A 25,761-nucleotide genomic window follows, 5' to 3' on the forward strand; every position below is an offset into this window, starting at 1 on the left:
AACCGCCGAGTGGTTTTGACGCAGCTAGTGGCCCACACCGGCCGCTTGTGTCAGATGCTCCAGGCAAGTCCCGATAAAACAGGAGTCATTCAATGGCCCGTATAAGTGTTGAGCGTGCCCATGGCCTGGGTCTTGAAGCTGCCCGCGAAAAGACCGAAAGCCTTGTGCAAAAACTGGCCGATCAATATGGGCTCGTGCCCCAATGGGTGGGCGACACCGTGAAACTCAAACGCTCCGGCGTGAATGGGGCGGTCGAGATCGGCGAAAAAACGATCAGGGTGAATGTCGAATTGGGCCTGTTGATGTCGGCCATGAGCGGCACGATCAAGTCGGAAATCGAAAAGGCGCTGGATAAAGCCCTGGCCTGAAGCGCTTTTGTTTTTGTGTAGCAGGTTGGTGGTATTTCTTAGGGTGCCGTTTCTAATTTTTCTCACTACTTTGTGCCTAAGCCCTCATTCCTGCGGGCAGTTCCTCAAACCTTTTGCGCATGAGGTGCACCATGGCCAAAGTTAGTCTGAAGAAAAAAACCGACGTTGAGTCAACCACGCTGAGCGAAGTGAAAGTGTATGCCCGCAAGATCTGGCTGGCTGGCCTGGGGGCCTACACCAAGGTCGGTCAGGAAGGCAGCGAGTACTTTCAAGAGTTGATCAAGGCTGGTCAAACTGTTGAAAACAAAAGCAAAAAAGCGGTGACGGAACAACTTGAAGCCGCTAACAGTCAGATTGATAACGACAAGAGCGACGTCACCAGCTTCAAGGGCAAAGTCGAAGTGCAACTGGATAAAGTCGAGAAGGCTTTCGACACGCGTGTCGCAAGTGCCTTGAATCGCTTCGGCATTGCGTCTAAACATGATGTTGAAACACTCTCTGCTAAGCTCGATGGGCTGACGGCATTGCTTGAACGTGTCGCGCGTAAACATTAAGGAGAACGGGATGGCTGGTAAAAAGAATACTGAAAAAGAAGGCAGCTCGTGGATTGGGAAAGTCGAAGACTACTCCCGCAAAATCTGGCTTGCTGGTTTAGGCGTGTACTCGAAGATTGATACTGACGGCAGCAAGCTCTTCGATACCCTGGTCAAAGATGGCGAGAAAGCCGAGAAACTCACCAAAAGTGCTGTCGGCAAAAAAGTCGAGGCCGCCAAGGACTCCGCCCAATCGGCCAAGTCCCGTGTCGGTGATGTCAAAGATCGCGCACTGGGCAAATGGGGCGAGCTGGAAGAGGCTTTCGACAAGCGTCTGAACAGTGCCATTTCGCGTCTGGGCGTGCCTAGCCGCAATGAAGTGAAAGCGCTGCACAGCAAGGTCGATACCCTGACCAAGCAGATCGAGCGCCTGACCGGTGCTTCGGTCACGCCAGTCGCCGCCAAAACTGCAGCGGCTAAACCATTGGCAAAAGCAGCCGCTAAACCTGCAGCCAAGCCAGCGGCTAAACCGGCTGCGAAAACCGCCGCGGCTAAACCTGCAGCGGCCAAGCCAGCTGCAGCTAAACCAGCAGTCAAGGCAGCAGCGAAACCTGCCGCCAAGCCTGCTGCCGCGAAGAAGCCGGTTGCCAGGAAACCAGCTGCGCCAAAGGCTGCCACACCCAAGCCGGCAGTTGCCGAAAAACCCGCGGTTGCCGTCAGCGCAGCGAACTCCGCTGCTGCACCGGCCCCTGTGGTCGCCCCGACTGTTGCGCCGACTTCACCGACGCCAACCAGTCAGTCCTGATTTTTTCAGGACTCACAAAAACGCCCGACCGGTACAGGTCGGGCGTTTTTGTTTCTGCTGGGAAATTTCGCAGTGTCTGACAGAGCGGAAAAGATCGTCCTGCTCACTCATGCTCTTCCAGATACCGCAACGCCATTTGCTCAGTCGCCAGTTTCACTGGTGCCAGCAAGTGCGGTGCAACCAGCATCATGACTTGGTACACCACGACCCGCACTTCACCCTCACGATCAAGGATCCGTTGATAGTCGAGGGAGAACAGGAGCGTCATGGTGATTTGCTCGACCAGTTGCCCCAACGCCTGCGTGTCGCTGACCAACTGCCCCTGTGCCTTCAAACGTGCCAATAGAGAAGCCAGGGTTCGCTTCAAGGCGTTGAGCAGATTGCGAATACCTTTGGCTAGTTTTGGCAAGCGTCCGGCCAGGTTGGACAGGTCCTGGAACAGAAAACGATAGTGCGCCAGGCGTTCAACGATCAGGTGCAGGAACAGCCAATAATCTTCAGCGGCCAGTTGTGCATCCACCGGCGGATCGAGCAGCGGGGTCAGTTCGCTTTGGAAGCGCTCGAACAAGCCAAGGATCAGCGGCTCCTTGCCATGAAAATGGTAATAGAGATTGCCAGGGCTGATGCCCATCTCATTGGCAACTTCCATGGTGGAGACATTCGGTTCGCCCTTTTGGTTGAAAAGTTGCAGGGCACATTCGAGGATCCGGTCGCGGGTTTTCATCCAGTCTTCTTGGTTATTGAGTCATGCCACGGCCAATAGCCCGACCGTGGTGCAGAGAAATTTCAGCGTACGCGTACATAGGTACCTGGCGCCGCCTCCATTGGTGGATAGTTCTGGTTACCGAGGGCCATCAGGGTTTCTCGCTGGGCACCGGAGCGTTCCTGAATCCAGCTCAGCCACTGGGGCCACCAACTGCCTTCGACATGGGTGCCGTCGTAATACCAGGCGCGTGGATCGCTACTGAGCTTGGGGTTCTCTATGTAATTGGCCTTGGGGTTGCCCGGCGGGTTGAGGATGCTCTGGATGTGCCCGCTGTTGGACAGCACGAAGCGCCGTTCGCCACCCAGCAACAATGTCGAGCGGTACACAGCATCCCACGGGGTAATGTGGTCGTTGATACCGGCCACGTTGAAACTGTCCACGTTAACCTTCTGTAGATCGATAGGCGTGCCACATACCTCCAGCCCTCCAGGGTGGCTCAGCGGGTTGTGCTTGAAGAAGTCCAGCAGATCACCATGAAATGCCGCTGGCAGGCGCGTGTTGTCGTTGTTCCAGTACAAAATGTCGAAGGCAGGCGGTTCCTTGCCCAGCAGGTAATTGTTGACCCAGTAGTTCCAGATCAGGTCATTGGGGCGCATCCATGCGAAGACTTTCGCCATGTCCCGGCCGTCGAGCACGCCTTGTTGGTAGGAGCGACGCTTGGCGGCTTCCAGCGTCTGCTCGTCGGCGAACAACATGGCCGGGCTGTCGATCTGGCTATCGAGCAGACTGACCAGGTAGCTGGCGCTGGAGACCCGCCGCAGTTGCCGCTTGGCTTGCAGGTGGCCTTGAAGCGCGGCGATGGTCAGGCCCCCGGCGCAGGCACCCATCAGATTGACTTCGCGTGCGCTGGTGATGGCGCGGCAAACATTCAGTGCTTCCTCCACCGCCTCAACATAACTGGACAGCCCCCATTCGCGGTGGCGAACATCCGGGTTGCGCCAGCTGATCACGAACACTTGCAGGCCATTCTTCAGCGCGTACTGGACGAAGCTGTTACCCGGGCTGAGGTCGAAAATGTAGTACTTGTTGATTTGCGGAGGCACGATCAGCAGTGGCCTGGCGTACTGCTTTTCGCTCATCGGCTTGTATTGCAAAAGCTCAAGCAGTTCGTTGCGAAACACCACCGAGCCTGCAGTGGTTGCCACGGTCTTGCCGACCTCGAAGGCGTGTTTGCCGACTTGGCTGGGCAGCCCGTGGTTGTGCATCAGGTCGTCGAATAAATGGTTGAGACCGCGGACTATGCTGCTACCGCCGGAGTTGAACAGCTCCTTGATCGCCAGCGGGTTGAGCAGGGTATTGGAGGGGGACACGGCGTCATTGAGCAGCGCGAAGATGAAATGCGCGCGGGCGCGGTCATCGTCGCTCATGCCGCTTTCATCAATCCAGCGTTTTACCTGTTTCTGCCAACTCAGGTAGGCCTGCAGGCCGCGACGATAAAACGGATTCAGTCTCCAGGTCGGGTCCGTAAAGCGTTGGTCCTGCGGGCTCGGCGTGTGCAGCGTTTCGCCCAACAACACGCGACCCAGCTGGCCGCCCAGGGCCAGGGCATGGCGGGCGCTGGTCACCGGGTGGCGCAAGCCATGGGCGGCCACGCTGCGCAGAGTCGAGAACAGGTCGCGGCCGCGCAGGCCGGTAATCGCACTCTGAGCGTTGATGAACGTGGCCCGTGTGGGCAACATGCCCGGTGTTGCTTTGTCTCTCATGAGTCAACACTCCTTCGTCAAGCCATCAACAAGCACATCAATCCAAGACAGACAACATAGTCGGTCCGGGCCTTTCTTGCGCAGGCGATCATCCTGTCGACATGCGCAAGACGCTATGTCCTGCCGAACGGAGCCGGGTGCGGGTGCATTACTGCCCGCTGACGCTCTTCCTCGAGAAATTCCATGATGATCGGCGCGACGGCTTCGGCGCGGGTAATCAGGAACAAATGACCGTCGTCGATTATGTGTAGCTGGGCATTGGGAATGCGCCAGGTCAGGATGCGCATGTTGATCAGCGGGATCAGCGGATCGTCGTCACCGGCCAGTATCAGGGTGGGCTGATGGACCTTGTGCAGCCAGTGAATGCTGGTCCAGCCAAGGCCTGCGAACAGCTGCCAGTAGTAACCCAGTTTGCCGGCCGAACGCACTTTACTGGCGTATTCGGCAGCCAGATTGGGATCGCGGCGAAAGGCTCCGCCGTAGATCAGTGGAGCGATGCGAATCACATGGGACGGCTGGATGTAGCGCCGTGGGCTTGCCATCATCCAGAGTACTTTCGGCTTGCCCGGCACCATAAACGCGCCTGCTGCGGTCGCAGCCAGAACAAGCTTTTTGCAGCGCTCCGGGTAGTCGTAGGCAAACTGCTGGGCCAGCGCACCACCCCAGGACACGCCCACGATGTTGACTTGCCCATAGTCCAGGTAGTCGAGCATGCGCGCGGTCAGTTTGGCCAGCCCCGGGAAGCGGTAGGGCATGCTGGGTGTCGACGACCCGCCGACACCGGGAACGTCGAAGGCAATTACCTCCAGGTCCGGGTCAAGCGCATGGACGAACGGAAACACCAGCTCCAGGTTCGCGCCGATGCCATTGAAGATAAGCAGGGGCGTCAAATGAGGCTTGCCTGGGCGTACCGCGGTTCGGATGGTTTGGCCATCCAGGTCGACAGTACGGAATATGAACGGTTGCGGCATCTCAGAAGCCCTGTGGGTTAAAACGCTGAGCAAGCCGTCCTGAGCTTGCTCCAGATTATTCGAGGTCTGGCCTCGGCTGTATTGGTAGGGCTCGCGGCACCTCCGAGTGCCGCGGACTTCGTGACTGCCTACAGCTTAACGTTCATGCACATAGGTGCCCGGTGAGGCTTCCCCGGACGGATAGGCTTTGTTGCCCAGGTTGGTCGGGGACTTCTTCAGTTTGCCCGAGCGCTCGGCCTGCCAGGCCTGCCAGTGCAGCCACCAGGAATCGGTGTGTTTGGTTGAGTTTTCTTGCCAGTCGGTGGCGGTGGCCGGCATATCGGTACTGGTCATGTAACGTGATTTCGGATTGCCCGGCGGGTTCAGAATGCTCTGGATATGTCCGCTGCTGGACAGCACGAATTCGACCTTGCCACCGAACAGCTGCGCCGACTTGTAGCAAGACTTCCAGGGCGTGATGTGATCGTTGGTGCCGGCCAGAGAGTAGATGTCGGCAGTGACCTGCTTGAGGTCGATCGGCGTGCCGCTCACTTCCAGTGCATTGGCGCGGGTCAGTGGATTATTTTTGAACATTTCGATCAGGTCGCCGTGGAACGCAGCCGGCAATCGTGTGGTGTCGTTGTTCCAGAACAGAATGTCGAAGACCGGAGGCTCGTTACCCAGCAGGTAGTTGTTGACCCAGTAATTCCAGATCAGATCGTTGGGGCGCATCCAGGCGAAGACTTTGGCCATGTCGCGACCTTCCAGCACGCCCGCCTGATAGGAGTGGCGCTTGGCGGCTTCCAGGGTCTGTTCGTCGACGAATAGCGCAACCTGGGAGTCGAGGGTGGTGTCCAGCACGCTGACCAAAAGGGTCAGGGCGTTGACCTTCTTCTCGCCGAGGGCGGCGTAGTGGCCCAGCAACGCGGTGCAGGTGATGCCGCCGGAGCAGGCGCCGAGCATGTTGATGTCTTTGCTGCCGGTGATGGCGGAGACCACGTCGACGGCTTCTTTCAGCGCATCGATGTACGTCGACAGGCCCCACTCACGCTGAGCCTTGGTCGGGTTGCGCCAGCTGACGATAAAGGTCTGCTGATTGTTGCGCAGGCAGAAGCGCGCCAGGCTTTTGTCCGGGCTCAGGTCGAACACATAGAACTTGTTGATCTGTGGCGGGACCACCAGCAGCGGGCGCTCATGCACTTGTTCTGTGATCGGCCGGTACTGGATCAATTCAAGTACGTCGTTGCGGAAAACCACCGCACCTTCAGTGGTCCCCAGACTCTTGCCGACTTCGAAGGCACCCATGTTCACCTGGCTCGGCATGCCGCCGTTGTTTACCAGATCTTTGGCCAGATGTGAGAGGCCGTCGAGCAGGCTTTTGCCGCCGGTCTCGAAGAAGCGTTTGACCGCTGCCGGGTTGGCCGCACTGTTGGTCGGGGCCATGGCTTCGGTCATCAGGTTGATCACGAAGTGAGCGCGACTGATGTCCTGTTCGGACAAATTACTGTTGCCGATCCAGTCGTGGAGTTCTTTGCGCCATGCCAGATAGGTTTGCAAATAGCGTCTATAGAGCGGGTTCTGGCTCCAGGCCGGGTCGGTGAAACGACGGTCATCGCTTTCCGGTTGCAGCGCCGATTTACCGAATATCACGTTCTTCAGCTCGACGCCAAAATGCGCGACGTGCTTGACGCTGTGAATGGGTTGTTTGATGGCCTGGGTTAAGACCATTCGAGCAGAAGTAAGCAGATCTTTCCTGCGCAAGCCGATGACGGGATTAAGCCCCAGCGTATTTTCCGAGGCTTGAAACTTCAGGTCATCGTTATTCTTGTTACTCATCTACGACGCTCCATTGTCCTGAGGCGAGTACCGGGACCAGCTGTGTAGTCACACAGCAATTGCCAGGTACTACTGCTCGGGTGACCGTTAATTACGCACCGCTGCTTTCTGGTTCAGAGAGCACTGCAGGGAACTTGCCAGCTCCATTGGTTACCCGAGTTTAATTTTTTTCGCAAGCCGGCCTGTCGTTGGCCGCACAGCGGAGCATTCAAACAGATGAAATTAGAAAATGCCCTCTAAACAGCGAGAGGCTTGAGTTAGAGCATCAGCTTGACGATGGACTCGCTAGGGTCGCGGGATTTCCCGGCGGCTTTGAGCTCTGCAAGATAATCCGCCCAAAGTGCTTCCTGTCGAAGTGCCAGTTGGTACAGATAATCCCAGGTGAAAAGGCCGCTGTCGTGACCATCGTCGAAGGTCAATTTCAGTGCGTATTGACCGGCCGGCTCGACCTTGGACAGGCCTACGCCGATCTTGCCAAATTGCAGGATGGGTTTGCCGTGGCCCTGGACTTCGGCGGAAGGAGAGTGCACGCGAAGGAATTCGGCGGGCAGGTGGTACACCTCATCCGGCGCGTATTTCAGCGTCAGGGTTTTCGAGGCTTTGTGCAGTTCAATGGCGATGGGGAGTTTGCTCATGACCTGTAGTCCGTCTATATGGCGCGTGGTCTGACCCCCCGTAGGAGCACGGCTTGCCGGCGATGGCGGTTTCAAGTGCGCCATCGCCGGCAAGCCGTGCTCCTACAGGAGTTCACATGACCTACAGGATATAACGGGAGAGGTCTTCGTTCTGCGCCAATTCGCCGAGGTGGCTGTTGACGTAGTCGGCGTCGATCTGGATCGCTTGACCGTCATTGGCGCTGGCCAGATCACCGGCACTGAACGACACCTCTTCAAGCAGGCGCTCGAGCAAGGTGTGCAGGCGACGGGCACCGATATTCTCGGTCTTTTCGTTGACCTGCCAGGCGATCTCGGCCAGACGCTTGATGCCGTCGGGCAAGAACTCGATGCACAGGCCTTCGGTCTTCAGCAGCTCGCGGTATTGCTCGGTCAGCGATGCGTGCGGCTCGCAGAGGATGCGTTCGAAGTCGTCCGGGCTCAGTGCCTTGAGTTCGACGCGGATCGGTAGACGGCCTTGCAGCTCCGGCACCAGGTCGCTCGGCTTGCTCAGGTGGAACGCGCCGGAAGCGATGAACAGGATGTGGTCGGTCTTGACCATGCCCAGTTTGGTGTTGACCGTGCAGCCTTCGATCAGCGGCAGCAGGTCGCGCTGTACGCCTTCACGGGACACGTCGACACCACCGGAATTGCCGCGTTTGGCGACCTTGTCGATTTCGTCGATGAACACGATACCGTGCTGCTCGACCGCTTCCAGGGCTTTGGCTTTCAGTTCTTCTTCATTGACCAGGCGACCGGCTTCTTCGTCGCGCACCAGCTTCAGCGCTTCCTTGACCTTGAGCTTGCGGTTCTTGCGTTTGCCCTTGCCCATGTTGGCAAACAGGCTTTGCAACTGGTTGGTCATTTCTTCCATGCCCGGAGGTGCAGAGATGTCGACGCCGGTCGATTCGGCGATTTCGATCTCAATCTCTTTGTCATCCAGCTGACCTTCGCGCAGGCGCTTGCGGAACAGCTGACGGGTATTGGAGTCGTGGCTCGGCGCGGCGTCTTCGTTGAAACCCATGCGTGCCGGAGGCAGCAGTGCGTCGAGGATGCGATCTTCGGCAGCTTCTTCGGCCCGATAACGAACCTTGGTCATTTCCTGTTCGCGCAGCAGCTTGATCGCCGCATCGGCCAGATCGCGAATGATCGACTCGACGTCGCGGCCGACATAGCCGACTTCAGTGAACTTGGTTGCTTCGACCTTGATGAACGGAGCATTAACCAGTTTGGCCAGGCGCCGGGCGATTTCGGTTTTACCGACACCGGTCGGGCCGATCATCAGAATGTTCTTGGGCGTCACTTCGACGCGCAGCTCTTCGGGCAGCTGCATCCGGCGCCAGCGGTTACGCAGCGCGATGGCGACGGCGCGTTTGGCATCGTCCTGGCCGATGATATGGCGATTAAGTTCGTGGACGATTTCGCGGGGAGTCATGGACATAATAATTGGCGGTCCTCAAGCAAGAATAAAAGCCGTGGCGCGATGGCCGAAACAGGCTTACTCGGCGAGGTCCTGCTCCTCAATGGTGAAGGTGTGGTTGGTGAACACGCAGATGTCGCCGGCGATGCCGAGCGCGGTTTCGACGATTTCGCGAGCCGACAGATCGGTTTTTTGCAGCAGGGCGCTGGCTGCGGCCTGAGCGTAACCGCCACCGGAACCCATGGCGATCAGGCCTTCTTCGGGCTCAACCACGTCACCGTTACCGGTGATGATCAGGGACGCGTCTTTGTTGGCGACTGCCAGCATGGCTTCCAGGCGGCTGAGGGAGCGATCGGTGCGCCATTCTTTAGCGAGTTCTACAGCCGCGCGAACCAGGTGACCTTGATGCTTCTCAAGCTGGCCTTCGAAACGTTCGAAGAGGGTGAAGGCGTCAGCCGTGGCCCCGGCAAAACCGGCGATGACTTGACCGTGATACAGGCGGCGAACTTTTTTCGCATTGCCTTTCATCACGGTATTGCCGAGAGAAACCTGGCCGTCGCCGCCCATGACGACTTTGCCATGGCGGCGAACTGAAACGATGGTGGTCAAGGGAGAGTCTCCACGCAGCGGGGCGAAAATGCCCTGATGGAAACTCATATGGGGGTGGTGGGGCGTATTTCAACTGTAGGACACAGTGGGGGACGAGCGGTGATTGTTGGAAATATGTTGATCGTTCCCACGCTCTGCGTGGGAACGCAGCCTTGGACGCTCCGGCGTCTGCCGTTGTGACGCAGAGCGTCACGGGATGTATTCCCACCGCGGAGGGTGGGAACGATCAGTGAGGTCTTCGGTTAGCGGCTCTGGCGTTGTTGTAACAACAGATTGCTAAAGCCGCTGCCTGCCAATTGTTTCTGTGCGGTGGTCAGCTGTTCGCGATTGCTGAACGGCCCTACCAACACCCGATACCAGGTTTCTTCCTTCACGGTGCCGGACTCAACCGAAACCGCCTGCCCAAGCAGGATAATCTGCGCACGAACCTTGTCGGCATCGGCTTCTTTACGGAACGAGCCAGCCTGGAGGAAGAATTTGGTCACTGGCGCCGCTTTCGAAACCGGAGGCGCTGGCGGGGGGGTAATGCCGCTGAGTGCCGCCTGGGCCCGAGCGGTGTCGATCTTCGCCGCTTGGGCCGGGGTCACCGGAGCCACGGGTACGGGCTGCGGTGTCGGCAGGGTTTTCTCCGGCACGGCATCCGGCGGCACGATGACCTCGGATTCCGGCAGCAACGTGTAGAAGTCGTATTTTGGCTTCACCGGTTGTTGTGGGCTCGGAGGGGTCTTGTTCGCTTCGGCGATCTTGGTGGCTTTCTGCTGTTCTTGCTTGACCCGTTTGACGTCGTCGCCCTTGCCGGGTTCGAGCTTCATCAAAAAGACAATAAACGCGCCCACGGTGAGGCCGATGGCCATCCACAGCCATCCCGGGATCGGTTTCTTTGCAGGAGCTTGGTAACGGCTGGCGCCACGCTTTGGTGCTGGTGCTGGTTTTTTCTTGGCAGCCAACTTACATACGCTCCAGAGTTTCCAGGCCCAACAACTCCAGGCCTTGCTTGAGTGTGCGACCGGTCAGCGCGGCGAGACGCAAGCGGCTCTGCATTTGTGCCGGCGTTTCAGCAGTGAGGATCGGGCAGTTCTCGTAGAAGCTGGAGAACAGGCCGGCGACGTCATACAGGTAGGTGCAGAGGATGTGCGGTGTGCCCTTGTCGCTGACGTTGTTCAGCACTTCGCCAAATTGCGCCAGTTTGGCGGCCAGCTCATGTTCGTGAGCCGCCTGCAGCACGATTTGCCCTTCAACTTCGCTGAAGTCCTTGCCCAGTTTGCGGAATACACCGGCCACACGGGTGTAGGCGTACAGCAGGTACGGCGCGGTATTGCCCTCAAAGTTGAGCATCAGGTCGAAGTTGAAGCTGTAGTCGCTGGTGCGGTGTTTGGACAGGTCGGCGTATTTCACGGCGCCAATGCCCACAACCTTGGCGATGTTGCGCAGATCGGCTTCGGCAAGTTCCGGGTTCTTTTCCTTCACCAGCGTGTAGGCGCGTTCTTCGGCTTCGATCAGCAGGTCGATCAGCTTCACAGTACCGCCGTCACGGGTCTTGAACGGACGGCCGTCGGCGCCGTTCATGGTGCCGAAGCCCATGTGCTCCATCTGCATCGGGTGAGTCACGAAACCGGCGCGACGGGCGACTTCGAACACTTGCTGGAAGTGCAGGGCTTGCCGTTGGTCAACGAAGTACAGCGCGCGATCAGCCTTCAGCTTGCCGCTGCGGTAGCGCACGGCTGCCAGGTCGGTGGTGGCGTAGAGATAGCCGCCATCGGCCTTCTGCACGATCACCGGCAGCGGGTCGCCGTCGGCATTCTTGAATTCTTCCAGGAACACACACTGGGCGCCGTTGCTTTCAACCAGCAGGCCTTTGGCCTTGAGGTCGTTGACCACGTTGATCAGATCGTCGTTGTAAGCGCTTTCGCCCATGACGTCGGCCGGGGTCAGTTTGACGTTCAGCAGTTCGTAAATTTTCTGGCAATGGGACAGGGAGATGTCCTTGAAATGCGTCCACAGGGCCAGGCATTCCGGATCACCGGCCTGCAGCTTCACCACCAGGCCGCGGGCGCGATCGGCGAACTCTTCGGATTCGTCGAAGCGCTGCTTGGCGGCGCGGTAGAAGTTTTCCAGATCTGACAGCTCGTCGCTGGTGATCGGGTTTTCCTGCAAATAAGCCATCAGCATGCCGAACTGGGTGCCCCAGTCGCCGACGTGGTTCTGACGGATCACGGTATCGCCGAGAAACTCGAGAACCCGTGCCACGCCGTCGCCGATGATGGTCGAGCGCAGGTGCCCGACGTGCATCTCTTTGGCCAGGTTCGGCGCCGACAGATCGACCACTGTGCGCTGGACCGGGCCCGCCTTGTGCACGCCGATTTGCGGGTCGGCGAGGGCTGCGTCCAGGCGCGAGGCCAGCGCCTGGGTGTTCTGGAAGAAGTTGAGGAAACCCGGGCCTGCGATTTCTGTTTTGCTGACCTGCTCGTCGGCCGGCAGTGCAGCGATGATTTTTTCTGCCAGATCGCGCGGCTTCATGCCCGCAGGCTTGGCCAGCATCATGGCGATGTTGCTGGCGAAGTCGCCGTGGGTCTTGTCGCGGGAGTTCTCCACCTGAATCGCCGGCGTCAGGCCTTCAGGCAACACACCTTCGTTGACGAGTTGGGTGATGGCTTGCTGGATCAGCTGGCGAATGGTGTCTTTCATGGTCTTCTCTTTCGACCGCAGGCGCGGCGGCGCTTCGATGCGCAGGTGGAAAAACTGGGCATTATCCGTTGCGAAGACGGGCTTGCCAACTATAGCGGTCAGGTTATGGATATGTGGTGACTATTCTGCCCGCGATAGCAATTTATCTATCAATACAGATCCACAGGGTCAACATCCAGCGACCATCGCACTTGTCGCCCGCTGGGCATTTGCTCCAGCGCCAACAGCCAACCGCTCAGCAATCGATGCAGTGGCGCCCGGGCGGTGGCTTGCAACAAGAGCTGTGCGCGATAGCGCCCGGCGCGTCTCTCCATGGGGGCCGGCACCGGGCCGAGCAACTCGATGCCGGTCAGATGCTGTTCGCCCAGCAAGCGTTCAGCCTCGCTGCAGGCCTCATCGAGGAAGCCTTCGGCTTGCCCCGGTTTGTGCGCTTCAGCCCGCAACAACGCCAGATGCGCGAAAGGTGGCAGGCCGGCGGCGCGGCGTTCGCTCAGGGCCTGTTCGGCAAAGGCGAAATAACCTTGTTCGGTCAACTGCACCAGCAGTGGATGATCGGCCAGATGAGTCTGGATAATCACTTTGCCCGGCTCTTCGGCGCGGCCGGCACGCCCGGCGACCTGGACGATCAGCTGAGCCATGCGTTCGCTGGCGCGAAAGTCGCCGGAAAACAACCCGCCATCAGCGTCCAGAATCGACACCAGAGTCACACGTGGGAAGTGATGCCCTTTGGCGAGCATTTGCGTACCCACCAGAATGCACGGCTGGCCTTTCTGGATGGTGGTGAACAGCTGATTCATCGCGTCCTTGCGTGAGGTGCTGTCGCGGTCGACTCGTAACACCGGGTAATCCGGGAAGAGAATCCCCAGCCGTTCCTCGGCTCGTTCAGTGCCCGCGCCGACAGGGCGCAAATCGACCTTGCCGCATTGCGGACAGTGGCGCGGTACGCGCTCGACATAGCCACAATGGTGGCAACGTAGCTCGCCGGAGCGCTGATGCACGGTCATTCGCGCATCGCAGCGGTTGCATTCGGACATCCAGCCGCAGTCGTGGCACAGCAGCGTCGGCGCGAAGCCGCGGCGGTTGAGAAACACCAGCACCTGCTGCCCGGCCGCCAGCGTCTGGCCGATGGCTTGTTGCATCGGCCCGGAAATGCCACTGTCCAGCGGGCGACTTTTAACGTCCAGACGCAGAAAGCGCGGTTGCTGCGCGCCGCCAGCCCGTTGCTTCAAGTGCAGCAGGCCATAACGACCGATATGGGCGTTGTGCAGGCTTTCCAGCGAAGGTGTGGCCGAGCCGAGCACGATCGGAATGTTTTCCTGGCGAGCGCGCACCAAAGCCAGATCCCGGGCGTGATAGCGCAGGCCTTCTTGCTGTTTATAGGAGCCGTCGTGTTCTTCATCGATGATGATCAAGCCGGGGTTCTTCATCGGCGTGAACAGTGCCGAGCGAGTGCCGATAATGATGTCGGCGTCTCCATCCCGGGCCGCCAGCCACGATTCCAGCCGTTCGCGGTCGTTGACTGCCGAGTGCACCAGCGCGATGCGGGCGTTGAAGCGTTGTTCGAAGCGCGCCAGGGTTTGCGGGCCGAGGTTGATCTCGGGAATCAACACCAGCGCTTGTTTGCCAGCCTCGAGGGTTTCGCGGATCAATTGCAAATAGACTTCGGTCTTGCCGCTGCCGGTGACTCCGGCCAGCAGGAACGCATGGAAACTGTCGAAACCTGCGCGAATCGCTTCATAGGCCGCGCGCTGTTCTGGATTGAGGGGCAGCTCCGGTTGTGCCAGCCAGTGTTCATGGCGTCCGACGGGCGCATGCTTGCGGATTTCCACCTGCACCAGCTCTTTGGCCAGCAGCAAGTCGAGGCTGTCCTTGCTCAGCATCAGCTTGCTGAGCAGCTGATGGGCCACACCGTGGGGGTGCTGCGTCAGTGTCGCCAAAGCTTCGCGCTGGCGCGGCGCCCGGCTGATACGCGGATCGTCGAGGCTCGCGCCAGGGGAGGCCGACCAGAAGCGCTCCTGACGAGCCTCAGCCAGTTCGCCCTGGCGTAACAACACCGGCAGTGCCCAGCTCAGGGTGTCGCCCAGGCTGTGTTGGTAGTACTGGGAAGTCCACAGGCACAGCTTGAACAGTGCCGACGGCAAGGGTGGTGTGGCGTCGAGCAGTGCCAGTGCTGGCTTGAGCTTTTCTGCCGGGACTTCGCTGTGGTTGGTGACCTCCACCAGAATGCCGATCATCTCGCGTCGACCGAATGGCACGCGCAGGCGCATGCCCGGATGCAGATCAGCGCGCAGTACACCAGCGGGGGCGCGGTAGTCGAACAGGCGGCGTAGCGGCGAGGGCAGGGCGAGGCGCAGAATGGCGTCGGGCACGCGGGGATTTCTCAGTAAGCGGGCGGTGAAGAAGGCCCGGAGCCTAGCAGACGGTCGGTGTAAGGCATAGCTTGCGCGATTGCAAAGGTCTGGTAGAATCCGCGGCCTAATTCCGTGCGGTATTCAACAATAGTGTTGGGTGGCGGCACGCTAGCCTGAGGAATACACCATGAAAGCCGATATCCATCCAGAATACCCGGCAATTGCCGTAACTTGCAGCTGCGGCAACAAGTTCGAAACTCGTTCGACTTACGCTAAGCCTCTGGCGATCGACGTTTGCAACGAATGCCACCCGTTCTACACCGGTAAGCAGAAGACCCTGGATACTGGCGGTCGCGTTCAACGCTTCGCCGATCGTTTCGGTGCTTTTGGCGCAACCAAAAAAGCCTGAGGCTGATCATCCTGGAAAGCCTCAAAGGCTGTTCCTTGCTGATGAAAAAGGCGTCCCTTGCGGGCGCCTTTTTTGTGTCCGCGATTTGGTTCTCCAGCGCCCAGGCCTTCTGCCCGGCGCCAGCTGCATTGACCACGGTTCAGGTCCAGCGCGTGGTCGATGGCGATACCCTTCGGCTGAGCGATGGCCGCAGCGTGCGCATGATCGGCTTGAATACTCCGGAGCTAGGGAAGAGGGGACGAACGGATGAGCCTTTCGCCGTGGCAGCCCGCAAGCGTCTGGAGGTTCTGGTCAGCGAAAGCGATGGGCGGCTTGGCTTGCTGTTGGGGCAAGAGAGCAAGGATCACTATGGGCGTACGCTGGCCCATATGTATGGTGCCAATGGCGTGAACCTTGAAGCCCAGCTTCTGGCTGAGGGTCTTGGCTATCAAGTGGCCATTGCACCGAATGTCGATTTTGTGGGCTGTCAGCAGGCCGCAGAGCGCAGCGCACGCCAGGCGGGTGTCGGGCTTTGGCGGCAATCGTCTGTACTGAAAGCGGATCAGATCAGCACCCCGGGTTTCGCTGTGCTGAGCGGTCGTGTGAGCAATATTCAGCGCAATCGTGGCGGGCTGTGGATCGAATTGCAGGATTCGGTTGTATTGCGCATTGCACCCAATCAGCTGGGTCAATTCGATGTTTCGATGCTGGACCGACTCAAAGGTCGGCAGATCGAAGCGCGCGGTTGGGTGCTCGATCGCTCTCGGCGTGGTGGACTGAAATCCGGTCAGGCGCGCTGGTTGCTGCCGTTGTCCCATCCGGGAATGCTTCAACTGGTGCAATAAGAAAAAATTGTAGACATTTTTATTATTTATTGTGAACAGTTAATCCCTTGTGTTCCGTAGCTCTTGGTCCAAAGTCGTAGGGTAGGGCCCTTGACACTGATGACTGGTCAGTCTTGTAGGGACTTTGCGACGCGCGTATCCTCTGCGGTCCGTCTGTCCCACAGTAAAAAGCGGAATGCCCACATGTCTGATTTGAAAACTGCCGCTCTCGAATATCATGCCCATCCTCGTCCAGGGAAGCTGAGCGTCGAGCTCACCAAAGCCACCGCTACCGCTCGCGACCTGTCGCTGGCCTACAGCCCCGGTGTAGCCGAACCAGTCCGCGAAATCGCCCGCGACCCTGAACTCGCCTACAAGTACACCGGCAAGGGCAATCTGGTTGCAGTCATTTCTGATGGCACCGCGATTCTCGGTCTGGGTAACCTCGGCCCATTGGCTTCCAAGCCAGTCATGGAAGGTAAAGGCGTGCTGTTCAAGCGCTTCGCCGGCATCGACGTGTTCGATATCGAAGTCGACTCCGAAAGCCCGCAAGCCTTCATCGACACTGTCAAGCGCATCTCCATCACCTTCGGCGGGATCAATCTGGAAGACATCAAGGCGCCTGAGTGCTTTGAAATCGAACGTGCTCTGATCGAGCAGTGCGACATTCCGGTATTCCACGATGACCAGCACGGCACCGCAATTGTTACTGCAGCCGGCATGATCAATGCCCTGGAAATCGCTGGAAAAACCCTGCCTGAGGCGAAGATCGTTTGCCTGGGCGCTGGCGCTGCCGCGATCTCCTGCATGAAATTGCTGGTGAGCATGGGCGCCAAAATCGAAAACATCTTCATGGTTGACCGTACCGGCGTGATCCACTCCGAGCGTGACGACCTGAACCAGTACAAAGCTGTTTTCGCTCACGCTACCGACAAGCGCACCTTGTCCGACGCGCTGAAAGGCGCAGACGTGTTCGTCGGTCTGTCCGGCCCGAACCTGCTGAGCGCAGAAAACCTGCTGCTGATGGCTGCCAACCCGATCGTCTTCGCCTGCTCGAACCCGGATCCGGAAATCGCTCCGGAACTGGCTCACGCTACCCGCAACGACGTGATCATGGCTACCGGCCGTTCGGACTACCCGAACCAGGTCAACAACGTACTGGGCTTCCCGTTCATCTTCCGTGGTGCCCTGGACGTACGCGCCAAGCGCATCAACGAAGAAATGAAAGTGGCTGCCGCCAACGCCCTGCGCGAACTGGCCAAACTGCCAGTGCCTCAGGAAGTTTGCGACGCCTACGGCGGTATCAAACTGGAATTCGGTCGTGAGTACATCATCCCGAAACCAATGGATGCTCGTCTGATCACTGTGATCTCCGATGCTGTTGCCAAGGCTGCGATCGAGACTGGTGTGGCGACTCTGCCGTATCCGAAGAACTACCCGCTGAAAAGCGTGGATGACGTGTTCAACGGCTAAGCCGTTGTAGCGTCAAACAAAAAGCCCCGGCTCGGATGAGTCGGGGCTTTTTGCGTTATGGGGGTTGCCGAGTTGATCGTTCCCACGCTCTGCGTGGGAATGCCTCACTGGACGCGCAGCAATCGCTTCGGCTGTGACGCAGAGCGTCACGGGCTGCGTTACCACGCCGAGCGTGGGAACGATCAGGATACGTTCTGGGAGCGCTTCGCGCTCCAGCGGGGGCAAGCCCCCTCGCCACAATTGCTCGCCGTTGCTCCTCTAGAACAAATCGATCGGCGCCGCTTCATCCGCGGGCAGCGGGCTGCCCGGTGCGTTGCCGTTACCCAGCTCGTTGATTGACGGTGGGGTGTCTTCGCTCTTGAACAGCTCGAAGTAGGCATTCGGCGTGCCCGGCGTGGCTGCACGGCCGCTGATCGGGTCGACCCGCAGACTGAGGATGCCTTCCGGTTCGCTCTGGGTGTGTGCCGGCTTGCCCTTGAGGGCTGCACCCATGTAGTCCATCCAGATCGGCAGTGCGACGGTACCGCCGAACTCGCGGCGGCCAAGGCTTTCCGGTTGATCGAAACCGGTCCAGACCGTGGTCACGTAGTCAGAGTTGTATCCGGAGAACCAGGCGTCCTTGGATTCGTTGGTGGTCCCGGTCTTGCCGGCCAGATCGGAGCGGCCCAGTGCCAAGGCGCGACGTCCGGTGCCGAGCTTGATCACGTCTTCCAGCATGCTGTTGAGGATGTAGGTCGTGCGACCGTCGATGATGCGTTCAGCTACCGCTGGAGTTTGCACTTCCGTCTGCGCCACGGGAGCTTCGCCTGGCATCGGGTTGACCGTAAAGGTGTTGGCTGCCGGAGCCACAAATCCGCTGCTGGCAGCGCTGCCGGCCGGGACGCTTGGCGGGTTGGCGGTGAACAGGTTGTCACCGTTGCGGCTATCGATCTTGTCGATGATGTACGGGGTGACCTTGTAACCGCCGTTGGCGAACGTGCTCCACCCTGTGGCGATTTCCATCGGTGTCAGCGTTGCCGTGCCCAAGGCCAGAGACAGGTTGCGCGGCAGATCCTGCTTGTTGAAACCGAACTTGCTGATGTAGTCGATGGTGCGGTCGACGCCCAAGGCTTGCAGTAGACGGATCGACACCAGGTTGCGCGACTTGTACAAAGCTTCGCGCATACGGATCGGGCCGAGGAACGTGTTGGTGTCGTTCTTGGGGCGCCAGACCTTGTCCAGATACTCATCGACGAACACGATCGGTGCGTCGTTCACCAGGGTCGCCGGGGTATAACCGTTGTCCAGTGCGGCGCTATAGATGAACGGTTTGAAGCTCGAGCCTGGTTGGCGCTTGGCCTGCATCGCCCGGTTGTAGTTGCTTTGCTCGAAAGCGAAGCCGCCAACCAGCGAGCGGATTGCACCGTTCTGTGGGTCAAGCGAGACCAGTGCGCCCTGGGCGACCGGGATCTGGCTGAATTTCAGCGAATTGTCCGCCTGACGTTGCACGCGGATCAGGTCGCCGACCTGAGCAACATCCGACGGTTGCTTCGGATTGGCGCCCATGCTGTTGGTGTTCAGGAACGGCCGGGCCCATTTCATGCTGTCCCAGCTGACATGTTCTGCGCCGGAGCGGGTCAGGACTTGCACGCCGTTTTTCTCGACCTGAGTGACGATGGCCGGCTCAAGGCCGCTGATAGGACGCTGTTTGGTCAGTTCCAGGACCCAGGCGTCATGGGTCTTGCCCGGCAGGCGAGACTCAGGGCCGCGGTAGCCGTGGCGTTGATCGTAGGTCATCAGGCCTTCATGAATGGCAGTGTTGGCCATTTCCTGCAGGTTGCTCGGCACCGTGGTCGTGACGCGGAAGCCCTCGGTGTAGGCCTCGCTGCCATAACGGCCAACCATTTCGGCTCGGGCCATTTCAGCGATGTACGGCGCATTAACTTCAGGCGTCGGCACGTGGTAGCTGGCGTTGAGCGGTTCGGCCAGCGCCGTCTGATAGGCCTTCTCGTCGATTTTTCCAAGCTTGTACATGCGCCCCAGAATCCAGTCGCGACGCTCCTTGCTGCGTGCCGGGTTGGCCAGGGGGTTGAAGCGCGAAGGAGCCTTGGGCAGGCCGGCAATCATTGCCATTTGTGCCAGGCTGGCGTCACGAATCGACTTGCCGTAATAGACCTGCGAGGCCGCCTCGATCCCGTAGGCGCGGTTGCCCAGATAGATCTTGTTGACGTAGAGCTCAAGGATCTCGTCTTTGGTCAACTGACGTTCGATCTGCAAAGCCAGGAGGATCTCCGTGGTCTTGCGCGAGAAGCTGCGTTCGCTGGTGAGGAAAAAATTCTTCGCGACCTGCATGGTGATGGTGCTGCCGCCGGACTGAATGTGTCCGCTTTTTACCAACTGAGTGGCGGCACGCATCAGGCTGCTGGGATCGACACCATAGTGATTGGCGAAATTGTCGTCTTCAGCAGAAAGTAACGCATTAATGAAATTGGGGGGAATGTCGGCGAAACGGATCGGTGTGCGGCGCATTTCGCCGAATTCTGCGATCAACTTGCCGTCGCTGCTATAGACCCGCAAAGGAATCTGCAACTGGATGCTTCTCAGTGCCTCCACCGAGGGTAACCCGGGACTAAGATAAAGAAACGCGCCGCTGAGACCCAGAAGCAGTCCGCAGAAAACAGCAACGATAGACCACCCGAAAAACTTCAGCAGACGAATCAAGGCTTTTGGATTTCCAGAGAAGAGAATGAATTAGGCGTCAGGATATTCACGGTAAACAGGATCGACCCGCGCTCGAGATAAAGGCGTAAAAAAAACGTTGAGCATTATAAGCATTTTTCGACAGGGAGCGTCATTTGCACTGCTGTCAAGACGCAGCCATTGAATGCTTCGGGTAATAACGAGTCCGTAACTCACGGAAAGTCAAAGGGAATTGGTAGTGCGAGGACTCTTCAACAAAAAAGCCGACACGCTTTTGGGGATCGATATCGGTTCCACCTCGGTCAAGCTCCTGGAGCTAAGCCGCTCGGGCAATCGCTACCGGGTGGAGGCGTATGCGGTAGAACCACTGCCGGCAAACGCCGTGGTCGAGAAGAACATCGCCGAGCTGGACGGGGTGGGGCAGGCCCTGTCGCGCTTGCTGCTCAAGGCCAGGACCGGCGTCAGAAGCGTGGCCGTGGCGGTGGCCGGGTCTGCGGTGATCACCAAGTCTATCGAGATGGACGCCGGGCTTTCTGATGACGATATGGAAGGCCAGCTGAACGTCGAAGCCGATCAGTACATTCCCTATCCGCTCGAAGACGTCGCCATCGATTTTGAGGTTCAGGGCTACTCGGCGCGCAATTCCGGGCGCGTCGAAGTGTTGCTGGCGGCCTGCCGAAAGGAAAATGTCGAGATCCGCGAGGCGGCTCTGGCCCTGGCCGGGTTGACCGCTCGAGTGGTCGATGTCGAGGCGTATGCCCTGGAGCGTTCGTTTTGCTTGCTTGTGGCGCAATTGGCCTGCCCCCAGGACCGTTTGACGGCGGCGGTGGTCGACATCGGTGCAACCGTGACCACCCTGAGCGTTCTGCATAACGGGCGGACCATCTACACCCGCGAGCAGCTATTCGGCGGGCGCCAACTGACTGAGGAAATCCAGCGCCGCTACGGCTTGTCGATGGAAGAGGCAGGGTTGGCAAAAAAACAGGGAGGTTTACCGGATGATTACGTCAGTGAGGTTCTGCAGCCGTTCAAAGATGCACTGGTGCAGCAGGTCTCGCGCTCTCTGCAATTTTTCTTTGCCTCGGGTCAGTACAGCGCGGTCGACTTCATCCTGTTGGCGGGCGGTACGGCCTCCGTCACAGGGCTGGATCGACTGATCGAGCAGCGCCTCGGCACGCCGACCCGGGTAGCCAATCCTTTCGCCGATATGGCGCTGAGCGGCAAGGTCAACCCTGGCGCGTTGGCCAGTGATGCGCCGGCCCTGATGATTGCCTGCGGTCTGGCCCTCAGGAGTTTCGACGGATGGCCCTGATCAACCTTTTGCCTTGGCGCGAAGAGCTGCGAGAAGTACGTCGCAAACGATTTCTGATGGCCTTGGCGGGTGTGCTGGTGGCGACGGCAGGTGCAGTGCTTATCGCTGACCAATACATTATTGGCAAGATCGATCGGCAAATGGCCCGTAATGACCATGCCAGTCAGCACATTGCGCTGCTCGATGAGCGGATCAAGCAGATTGTTGGCGTGAAAACCCGTCGCCAGCAACTCGTGGAGCGGATGAGGATCATCCAGGATTTACAGGGCAACCGGCCGGTCAGCGGTCGAATTTTCGATCAGTTGGCCCGCACCCTGCCGGACGGCGTGTATTTCACTGAAGTGAAAATGACTGGCAAGACCCTTTCCATTACGGGTGCTGCCGCGTCGAACAACCGTGTCTCGGACTTGATGCGCAATCTCGACGCGTCCGACTGGTTCGATGCGCCGAGTCTGATTGAGGTCAAGGCAAATACCGTGGGTGCTATAGATCAGGTCAGCGTCTTTCAGTTGACCGTTCGTCAGACCCGGCCCGCCGTCGAAGAGCAAGCCTCGACATGACTCCGTCCGAATGGTTCGAGGGGCTGCGCAAGATCGACCTGAGCGATCTGGACATGAACAACATGGGGGCATGGCCGGCGGTGGTCAAAGCCACGGTCGGCGCCTTGCTCATGGTTCTGGTACTGGCGCTGGGCTACAGCCTCTACCTCAAGAATCTTCAGGATCGGTACGACCAGCAGCGTGCGGATGAAGTCACCTTGAAGGAGCAGTACGCGAGCAAGGCCCATCTGGCGGCGAATCTGGAGCCTTACGCCGAGCAGATGAGGGATATGGAAAACTCCTTCGGCGTGCTGCTGCGTCAGCTCCCCAGTGATACCGAGGTACCCGGTTTGCTGGAGGACATCACTCGCACGGGGTTGGGCAGTGGGCTGGAGTTCGAGGAAATCAAGCTGCTGCCGGAGGTGGCTCAGCAGTTCTACATCGAGTTACCGATCCAGATCACCGTCACCGGTGCTTACCATGACCTGGCGACCTTCGTCAGCAGCGTGGCCGGTTTGCCGCGAATTGTCACCCTGCATGATTTCGAGATCAAACCGGTCACGCCGGATATTGGCTCGAAACTGCGCATGAGCATCCTGGCCAGGACCTACCGCTACAACGACAAGGGCCTGCCGAAATGAAAGCGGCCCACTGGATCTCAATGCTTGTAGCGCTGACGGGGTTGTCTGGCTGTAGCGACGATAACGACTTCAGTGATCTGGACGCCTACATGAGCGAGGTGCGTCTGCGGCTTCCCGGCAAGATTGAACCCGCGCCGACATTCAGGTCTTACCAGGCATTCACGTATAACGCCACGTCCTTGCGCAGCCCGTTTTTACCGGCGGGCAGGGTGGATCCGGCGGGGCGACAGAATGGATCGCGCAACGTACAGCCGGACCTGGATCGGATGAGGCAGTTTCTCGAAGGTTTCAATATCGAGCAGTTTGAAATGGTCGGCACCATCTCCAGCGCCTCGGGCTCTTTCGCCTTGCTGCGTGGTGCTGGCGGCGTACATCGATTGACAGTCGGCGACTACCTGGGACGCAACGATGGCCGGATCGTGGCCATCAGCGACTCGCAAGTCGATGTGGTCGAAATCGTTCCCGATGGTGAGGGTTTCTGGCTGGAGCAACCTCGGACCATCCCTTTGAAAGAGCATTCATAGTGGAACCCCAATAATGAACAGGACTATTTCGTCCCTCGGTATTGCGCTATGGATAGCGCTGATGTCACCGATGGTGCAAGCGGCCAACCTCAACGCCCTGGATGTTACCGCGCTGCCGGGGGACCGCGTTGAGTTGAAGCTGACATTCGATGGGCCGCCCCCCGCTCCCCACGGCTTTACCACCGGGCAGCCTGCGCGGATTGCCCTCGACTTACCGGGAGTGTCCACTCGGCTGGCGAGCAAGAATCGCGAATTGGGCACCGGCAATGCGCGCAGCGTGACGGTGGTCGAGACCAGGGATCGCACTCGTCTGATCGTCAATCTGGCGGCACTGGCTCCCTATAGTGCTCGCGTCGAGGGTAACAATTTGTTCGTCGTGGTCGGTCAGGGCGCGGTGGTTTCACACAAGCCCCTGTCGAGAACTCCGCGAGTGGGTAAAGCCATCAGAGGTGTGGACTTTCAGCGTGGAGAGCTTGGTGAGGGCAACGTGGTCATCGAGTTGTCGGATCCGGGCGTCAGCCCGGATATCCAGGAACACGATGGCAAAATCACCCTGAATTTCGCCAAGACCCAATTGCCCGAGCCGCTGCGGGTCCGGCTGGACGTCAAGGATTTCGCCACGCCCGTGCAGTTCGTCAACGCCAGTGTGCGCTCCGGTAAAGCCAGCATCACCATTGAACCCAGCGGTGCCTTCGACTATTCGACTTATCAGACCGACAACAAGCTGACGGTCAGTGTTCGGCCAATGACCACTCACGACTTGCAGCAGCGTAATGCCGATCGCCTCGTCTACAGCGGCGAGAAGCTGTCGCTGAACTTTCAGGACATCGAGGTGCGTTCAGTGCTGCAACTGATCGCCGATTTCACCAATCTCAATCTGGTTGCCAGTGACACGGTGCAAGGCGGCATCACGTTGCGCTTGCTGAATGTGCCATGGGACCAGGCGCTGGATCTGATACTGAAAACCAAGGGGCTCGACAAGCGCAAGATCGGCAACGTCCTGCTGGTCGCCCCGGCGGACGAAATCGCCGCCCGCGAACGTCAGGAGTTGGAGTCACAAAAGCAGATCGCTGAACTGGCACCGCTGCGTCGTGAGCTGTTGCAGGTCAATTACGCCAAGGCTGCTGACATCGCGAAACTGTTCCAGTCGGTGACCGGCACCGAGGCGAAAATCGGCGAACGTGGTTCTATCGCGGTGGATGAACGAACCAATAACATCATTGCTTACCAGACTCAGGACCGTCTCGATGAGTTGCGTCGTATCGTCGCCCAACTGGATATTCCAGTGCGTCAGGTGATGATCGAGGCGCGAATCGTCGAAGCCAATGTCGATTACGACAAAAGCCTCGGCGTGCGCTGGGGTGGTTCGATCCAGAGCAAGGGTAACTGGAACACCTCTGGCGTCAGCAACGGGGCCACTCCCTCGTCCACCATTGGCACACCGGGCAGCACCAGTACTCATTCTCCGTTCGTCGATATGGGCACGGTTGGCAATACTTCGGGTCTGGGCATCGCGTTCATTACCGATAACGTGCTGCTGGATCTGGAACTGACGGCCATGGAGAAAACCGGCAACGGGGAAATTGTCTCTCAGCCCAAAGTGGTCACTTCCGACAAGGAGACCGCGAAGATCCTCAAAGGCACGGAAATCCCGTATCAGGAGTCCAGTTCCAGCGGCGCGACTTCGGTCTCCTTCAAGGAGGCGTCGTTGTCGCTGGAGGTGACGCCGCAGATCACTCCGGACAATCGCATTATCATGGAGGTCAAGGTCACCAAGGATGAGCCGGACTATCTGAACAAACTCAACGATGTCCCGCCGATCAAGAAGAATGAAGTCAACGCCAAGGTGCGGGTCAACGACGGCGAGACCATCGTAATTGGCGGGGTTTTTTCAAATTCTCAAAGCAAGGTTGTAGATAAAGTGCCATTTCTCGGAGATGTGCCGTATCTTGGCCGCCTTTTCCGAAGGGATGTGGTGTCGGAAAAAAAATCCGAGCTGCTGGTATTCCTGACTCCGCGTATCATGAATAACCAGGCGATTGCTGTGAGTCGTTGATTCTGTGCGAAATTTGATTCTTGTTGGGCCAATGGGGGCTGGAAAAAGCACCATTGGTCGCTTGCTGGCCAAAGAGCTGCGCCTGCCGTTCAAAGATTCCGATAAGGAAATTGAATTGCGCACGGGCGCCAATATCCCGTGGATCTTCGATAAAGAAGGAGAGCCGGGCTTTCGTGACCGCGAAGAGGCGATGATTGCCGAGCTCTGCGCCTTTGACGGCGTGGTGCTGGCGACCGGCGGCGGCGCAGTGATGCGCGATGCCAATCGTCGGGCGCTGCATGCCGGCGGCCGCGTGGTTTATCTGCATGCCTCCGTGGAGCAGCAGGTCGGCCGCACCGCCCGGGATCGTAACCGCCCGCTGTTGCGTACTGCCGATCCGGCAAAGACCCTTAGAGATCTGCTGGCGATTCGCGACCCGCTTTATCGGGAAATCGCGGATCTGGTGGTGGAAACTGATGAGCGGCCGCCGCGAATGGTGGTGCTGGACATTCTTGATCGCTTGCAGCAGCTTCCTCCCCGTTAATGCGCAAGGCGAAATGCGCTATCCTCGACGTCCGGTCATGGGCGCTTTAGCTCGTGGCTTCTGGCTATCGGATGACGTCAGAAAACCAGGCGTTACTGGCCGTTGATGCAGGGCAGGGCGCCA

Annotated in this window: 23 protein-coding genes; 12 read left to right on the forward strand and 11 right to left on the reverse strand. The window is 58.8% G+C overall.

Going from position 1 to position 25,761, the window contains the following annotated elements; genetic code table 11:
• Window positions 1–92 precede the first annotated feature (92 nt).
• From AC07O1_RS01085 to AC07O1_RS01095, 3 genes are all read left to right on the forward strand, one after another.
• On the forward strand, window positions 93–368 hold the full coding sequence (locus tag AC07O1_RS01085; protein WP_495011050.1) for a polyhydroxyalkanoic acid system family protein: 276 nt from the start codon (window positions 93–95) through the stop codon (window positions 366–368).
• A gap of 131 nt (window positions 369–499) precedes the next feature.
• Entirely contained in the window at window positions 500–922 is a 423-nt protein-coding gene (locus AC07O1_RS01090; RefSeq protein ID WP_494994302.1) for a phasin family protein, read from the forward strand.
• Window positions 923–932: 10 nt separating this feature from the next.
• Complete coding sequence (locus tag AC07O1_RS01095; protein ID WP_495087669.1) at window positions 933–1,706, forward strand: phasin family protein; 774 nt, start codon at window positions 933–935, stop codon at window positions 1,704–1,706.
• A 103-nt stretch (window positions 1,707–1,809) separates the two neighbouring features.
• Here AC07O1_RS01095 and AC07O1_RS01100 read toward each other — a convergent pair whose 3' ends face one another.
• From AC07O1_RS01100 to AC07O1_RS01145, 10 genes are all read right to left on the reverse strand, one after another.
• Window positions 1,810–2,430 carry a TetR/AcrR family transcriptional regulator gene (locus AC07O1_RS01100; protein ID WP_494994300.1) on the reverse strand — a complete coding sequence of 207 codons (621 nt, stop codon included), beginning with the start codon at window positions 2,428–2,430 and terminating at the stop codon, window positions 1,810–1,812.
• Between the two features lie 62 nt (window positions 2,431–2,492).
• Window positions 2,493–4,175, reverse strand: a complete 1,683-nt coding sequence (phaC, locus tag AC07O1_RS01105) for a class II poly(R)-hydroxyalkanoic acid synthase (protein ID WP_495011051.1) — start codon at window positions 4,173–4,175, stop codon at window positions 2,493–2,495.
• A 113-nt stretch (window positions 4,176–4,288) separates the two neighbouring features.
• Window positions 4,289–5,146 carry a poly(3-hydroxyalkanoate) depolymerase gene (phaZ, locus tag AC07O1_RS01110; protein ID WP_494994298.1) on the reverse strand — a complete coding sequence of 286 codons (858 nt, stop codon included), beginning with the start codon at window positions 5,144–5,146 and terminating at the stop codon, window positions 4,289–4,291.
• Between the two features lie 135 nt (window positions 5,147–5,281).
• Window positions 5,282–6,961 carry a class II poly(R)-hydroxyalkanoic acid synthase gene (phaC, locus tag AC07O1_RS01115; protein ID WP_494994297.1) on the reverse strand — a complete coding sequence of 560 codons (1,680 nt, stop codon included), beginning with the start codon at window positions 6,959–6,961 and terminating at the stop codon, window positions 5,282–5,284.
• Window positions 6,962–7,218: 257 nt separating this feature from the next.
• Window positions 7,219–7,596 carry a gamma-butyrobetaine hydroxylase family protein gene (locus AC07O1_RS01120; RefSeq protein WP_494994296.1) on the reverse strand — a complete coding sequence of 126 codons (378 nt, stop codon included), beginning with the start codon at window positions 7,594–7,596 and terminating at the stop codon, window positions 7,219–7,221.
• A 121-nt stretch (window positions 7,597–7,717) separates the two neighbouring features.
• Window positions 7,718–9,055: an ATP-dependent protease ATPase subunit HslU gene (gene hslU / locus AC07O1_RS01125; RefSeq protein ID WP_495087670.1), complete on the reverse strand. Its 1,338-nt coding sequence runs from the start codon at window positions 9,053–9,055 to the stop codon at window positions 7,718–7,720.
• A gap of 57 nt (window positions 9,056–9,112) precedes the next feature.
• A complete protein-coding gene (gene hslV / locus AC07O1_RS01130; protein WP_494995469.1) occupies window positions 9,113–9,643 on the reverse strand; it encodes an ATP-dependent protease subunit HslV in 531 nt (176 codons plus the stop codon).
• A 242-nt stretch (window positions 9,644–9,885) separates the two neighbouring features.
• Window positions 9,886–10,590, reverse strand: coding sequence for an SPOR domain-containing protein (locus tag AC07O1_RS01135; RefSeq protein WP_494995470.1), 705 nt, complete (start codon window positions 10,588–10,590; stop codon window positions 9,886–9,888).
• Window position 10,591: 1 nt separating this feature from the next.
• Window positions 10,592–12,328, reverse strand: coding sequence for an arginine--tRNA ligase (gene argS / locus AC07O1_RS01140; RefSeq protein WP_495087671.1), 1,737 nt, complete (start codon window positions 12,326–12,328; stop codon window positions 10,592–10,594).
• A 149-nt stretch (window positions 12,329–12,477) separates the two neighbouring features.
• The gene (locus tag AC07O1_RS01145; RefSeq protein WP_495087672.1) at window positions 12,478–14,697 is read right to left on the reverse strand and encodes a primosomal protein N'; all 2,220 of its coding nucleotides are present in this window, start codon (window positions 14,695–14,697) and stop codon (window positions 12,478–12,480) included.
• Between the two features lie 169 nt (window positions 14,698–14,866).
• Between AC07O1_RS01145 and rpmE the strand changes: the two genes are divergently transcribed.
• From rpmE to AC07O1_RS01160, 3 genes are all read left to right on the forward strand, one after another.
• Entirely contained in the window at window positions 14,867–15,088 is a 222-nt protein-coding gene (gene rpmE / locus AC07O1_RS01150; RefSeq protein ID WP_494995473.1) for a 50S ribosomal protein L31, read from the forward strand.
• 41 nt (window positions 15,089–15,129) lie between these two features.
• On the forward strand, window positions 15,130–15,912 hold the full coding sequence (locus AC07O1_RS01155) for a thermonuclease family protein (protein WP_495087673.1): 783 nt from the start codon (window positions 15,130–15,132) through the stop codon (window positions 15,910–15,912).
• A gap of 183 nt (window positions 15,913–16,095) precedes the next feature.
• Window positions 16,096–17,364 (forward strand): malic enzyme-like NAD(P)-binding protein, encoded by a 1,269-nt coding sequence (locus AC07O1_RS01160; protein WP_494995475.1) that lies wholly within the window; start codon window positions 16,096–16,098, stop codon window positions 17,362–17,364.
• Window positions 17,365–17,622: 258 nt separating this feature from the next.
• On the opposite strand, the gene AC07O1_RS01165 is transcribed toward AC07O1_RS01160, so the two are convergent.
• The gene (locus AC07O1_RS01165) at window positions 17,623–20,061 is read right to left on the reverse strand and encodes a penicillin-binding protein 1A (RefSeq protein WP_495087881.1); all 2,439 of its coding nucleotides are present in this window, start codon (window positions 20,059–20,061) and stop codon (window positions 17,623–17,625) included.
• A gap of 220 nt (window positions 20,062–20,281) precedes the next feature.
• Between AC07O1_RS01165 and AC07O1_RS01170 the strand changes: the two genes are divergently transcribed.
• The 6 genes from AC07O1_RS01170 to aroK are packed head-to-tail and all read left to right on the forward strand — an operon-like array spanning window position 20,282 to window position 25,638.
• Window positions 20,282–21,355, forward strand: coding sequence for a pilus assembly protein PilM (locus AC07O1_RS01170; RefSeq protein WP_495087674.1), 1,074 nt, complete (start codon window positions 20,282–20,284; stop codon window positions 21,353–21,355).
• The gene (locus tag AC07O1_RS01175) at window positions 21,346–21,915 is read left to right on the forward strand and encodes a PilN domain-containing protein (RefSeq protein WP_495087675.1); all 570 of its coding nucleotides are present in this window, start codon (window positions 21,346–21,348) and stop codon (window positions 21,913–21,915) included. The genes AC07O1_RS01170 and AC07O1_RS01175 overlap by 10 nt, the downstream gene beginning before the upstream one ends.
• Window positions 21,912–22,535, forward strand: coding sequence for a type 4a pilus biogenesis protein PilO (gene pilO / locus AC07O1_RS01180; RefSeq protein WP_495087676.1), 624 nt, complete (start codon window positions 21,912–21,914; stop codon window positions 22,533–22,535). The genes AC07O1_RS01175 and pilO overlap by 4 nt, the downstream gene beginning before the upstream one ends.
• Window positions 22,532–23,059 (forward strand): pilus assembly protein PilP, encoded by a 528-nt coding sequence (locus AC07O1_RS01185; protein WP_495087677.1) that lies wholly within the window; start codon window positions 22,532–22,534, stop codon window positions 23,057–23,059. Before pilO ends, AC07O1_RS01185 begins: the two co-directional genes overlap by 4 nt.
• Before the next feature lie 13 nt (window positions 23,060–23,072).
• The gene (locus AC07O1_RS01190; protein WP_495087678.1) at window positions 23,073–25,115 is read left to right on the forward strand and encodes a type IV pilus secretin PilQ; all 2,043 of its coding nucleotides are present in this window, start codon (window positions 23,073–23,075) and stop codon (window positions 25,113–25,115) included.
• Window positions 25,116–25,119: 4 nt separating this feature from the next.
• Window positions 25,120–25,638 (forward strand): shikimate kinase AroK, encoded by a 519-nt coding sequence (aroK, locus tag AC07O1_RS01195; RefSeq protein ID WP_494995481.1) that lies wholly within the window; start codon window positions 25,120–25,122, stop codon window positions 25,636–25,638.
• The last annotated feature ends 123 nt before the right edge of the window (window positions 25,639–25,761 follow it).

The organism is Pseudomonas sp. GW821-FHT07G10 (assembly GCF_059418545.1).

Excerpts from the sequence above, each read along its gene's own strand:
- AC07O1_RS01085 (WP_495011050.1), top strand. The coding sequence starts at position 93 with ATGGCCCGTATAAGTGTTGAGCGTGCCCATGGCCTGGGTCTTGAAGCT.
- AC07O1_RS01090 (WP_494994302.1), top strand. The coding sequence starts at position 500 with ATGGCCAAAGTTAGTCTGAAGAAAAAAACCGACGTTGAGTCAACCACG.
- AC07O1_RS01095 (WP_495087669.1), top strand. The coding sequence starts at position 933 with ATGGCTGGTAAAAAGAATACTGAAAAAGAAGGCAGCTCGTGGATTGGG.
- AC07O1_RS01100 (WP_494994300.1), bottom strand. The coding sequence starts at position 2,430 with ATGAAAACCCGCGACCGGATCCTCGAATGTGCCCTGCAACTTTTCAAC.
- phaC (WP_495011051.1), bottom strand. The coding sequence starts at position 4,175 with ATGAGAGACAAAGCAACACCGGGCATGTTGCCCACACGGGCCACGTTC.
- phaZ (WP_494994298.1), bottom strand. The coding sequence starts at position 5,146 with ATGCCGCAACCGTTCATATTCCGTACTGTCGACCTGGATGGCCAAACC.
- phaC (WP_494994297.1), bottom strand. The coding sequence starts at position 6,961 with ATGAGTAACAAGAATAACGATGACCTGAAGTTTCAAGCCTCGGAAAAT.
- AC07O1_RS01120 (WP_494994296.1), bottom strand. The coding sequence starts at position 7,596 with ATGAGCAAACTCCCCATCGCCATTGAACTGCACAAAGCCTCGAAAACC.
- hslU (WP_495087670.1), bottom strand. The coding sequence starts at position 9,055 with ATGTCCATGACTCCCCGCGAAATCGTCCACGAACTTAATCGCCATATC.
- argS (WP_495087671.1), bottom strand. The coding sequence starts at position 12,328 with ATGAAAGACACCATTCGCCAGCTGATCCAGCAAGCCATCACCCAACTC.
- rpmE (WP_494995473.1), top strand. The coding sequence starts at position 14,867 with ATGAAAGCCGATATCCATCCAGAATACCCGGCAATTGCCGTAACTTGC.
- AC07O1_RS01155 (WP_495087673.1), top strand. The coding sequence starts at position 15,130 with ATGAAAAAGGCGTCCCTTGCGGGCGCCTTTTTTGTGTCCGCGATTTGG.
- AC07O1_RS01160 (WP_494995475.1), top strand. The coding sequence starts at position 16,096 with ATGTCTGATTTGAAAACTGCCGCTCTCGAATATCATGCCCATCCTCGT.
- AC07O1_RS01175 (WP_495087675.1), top strand. The coding sequence starts at position 21,346 with ATGGCCCTGATCAACCTTTTGCCTTGGCGCGAAGAGCTGCGAGAAGTA.
- pilO (WP_495087676.1), top strand. The coding sequence starts at position 21,912 with ATGACTCCGTCCGAATGGTTCGAGGGGCTGCGCAAGATCGACCTGAGC.
- AC07O1_RS01185 (WP_495087677.1), top strand. The coding sequence starts at position 22,532 with ATGAAAGCGGCCCACTGGATCTCAATGCTTGTAGCGCTGACGGGGTTG.
- AC07O1_RS01190 (WP_495087678.1), top strand. The coding sequence starts at position 23,073 with ATGAACAGGACTATTTCGTCCCTCGGTATTGCGCTATGGATAGCGCTG.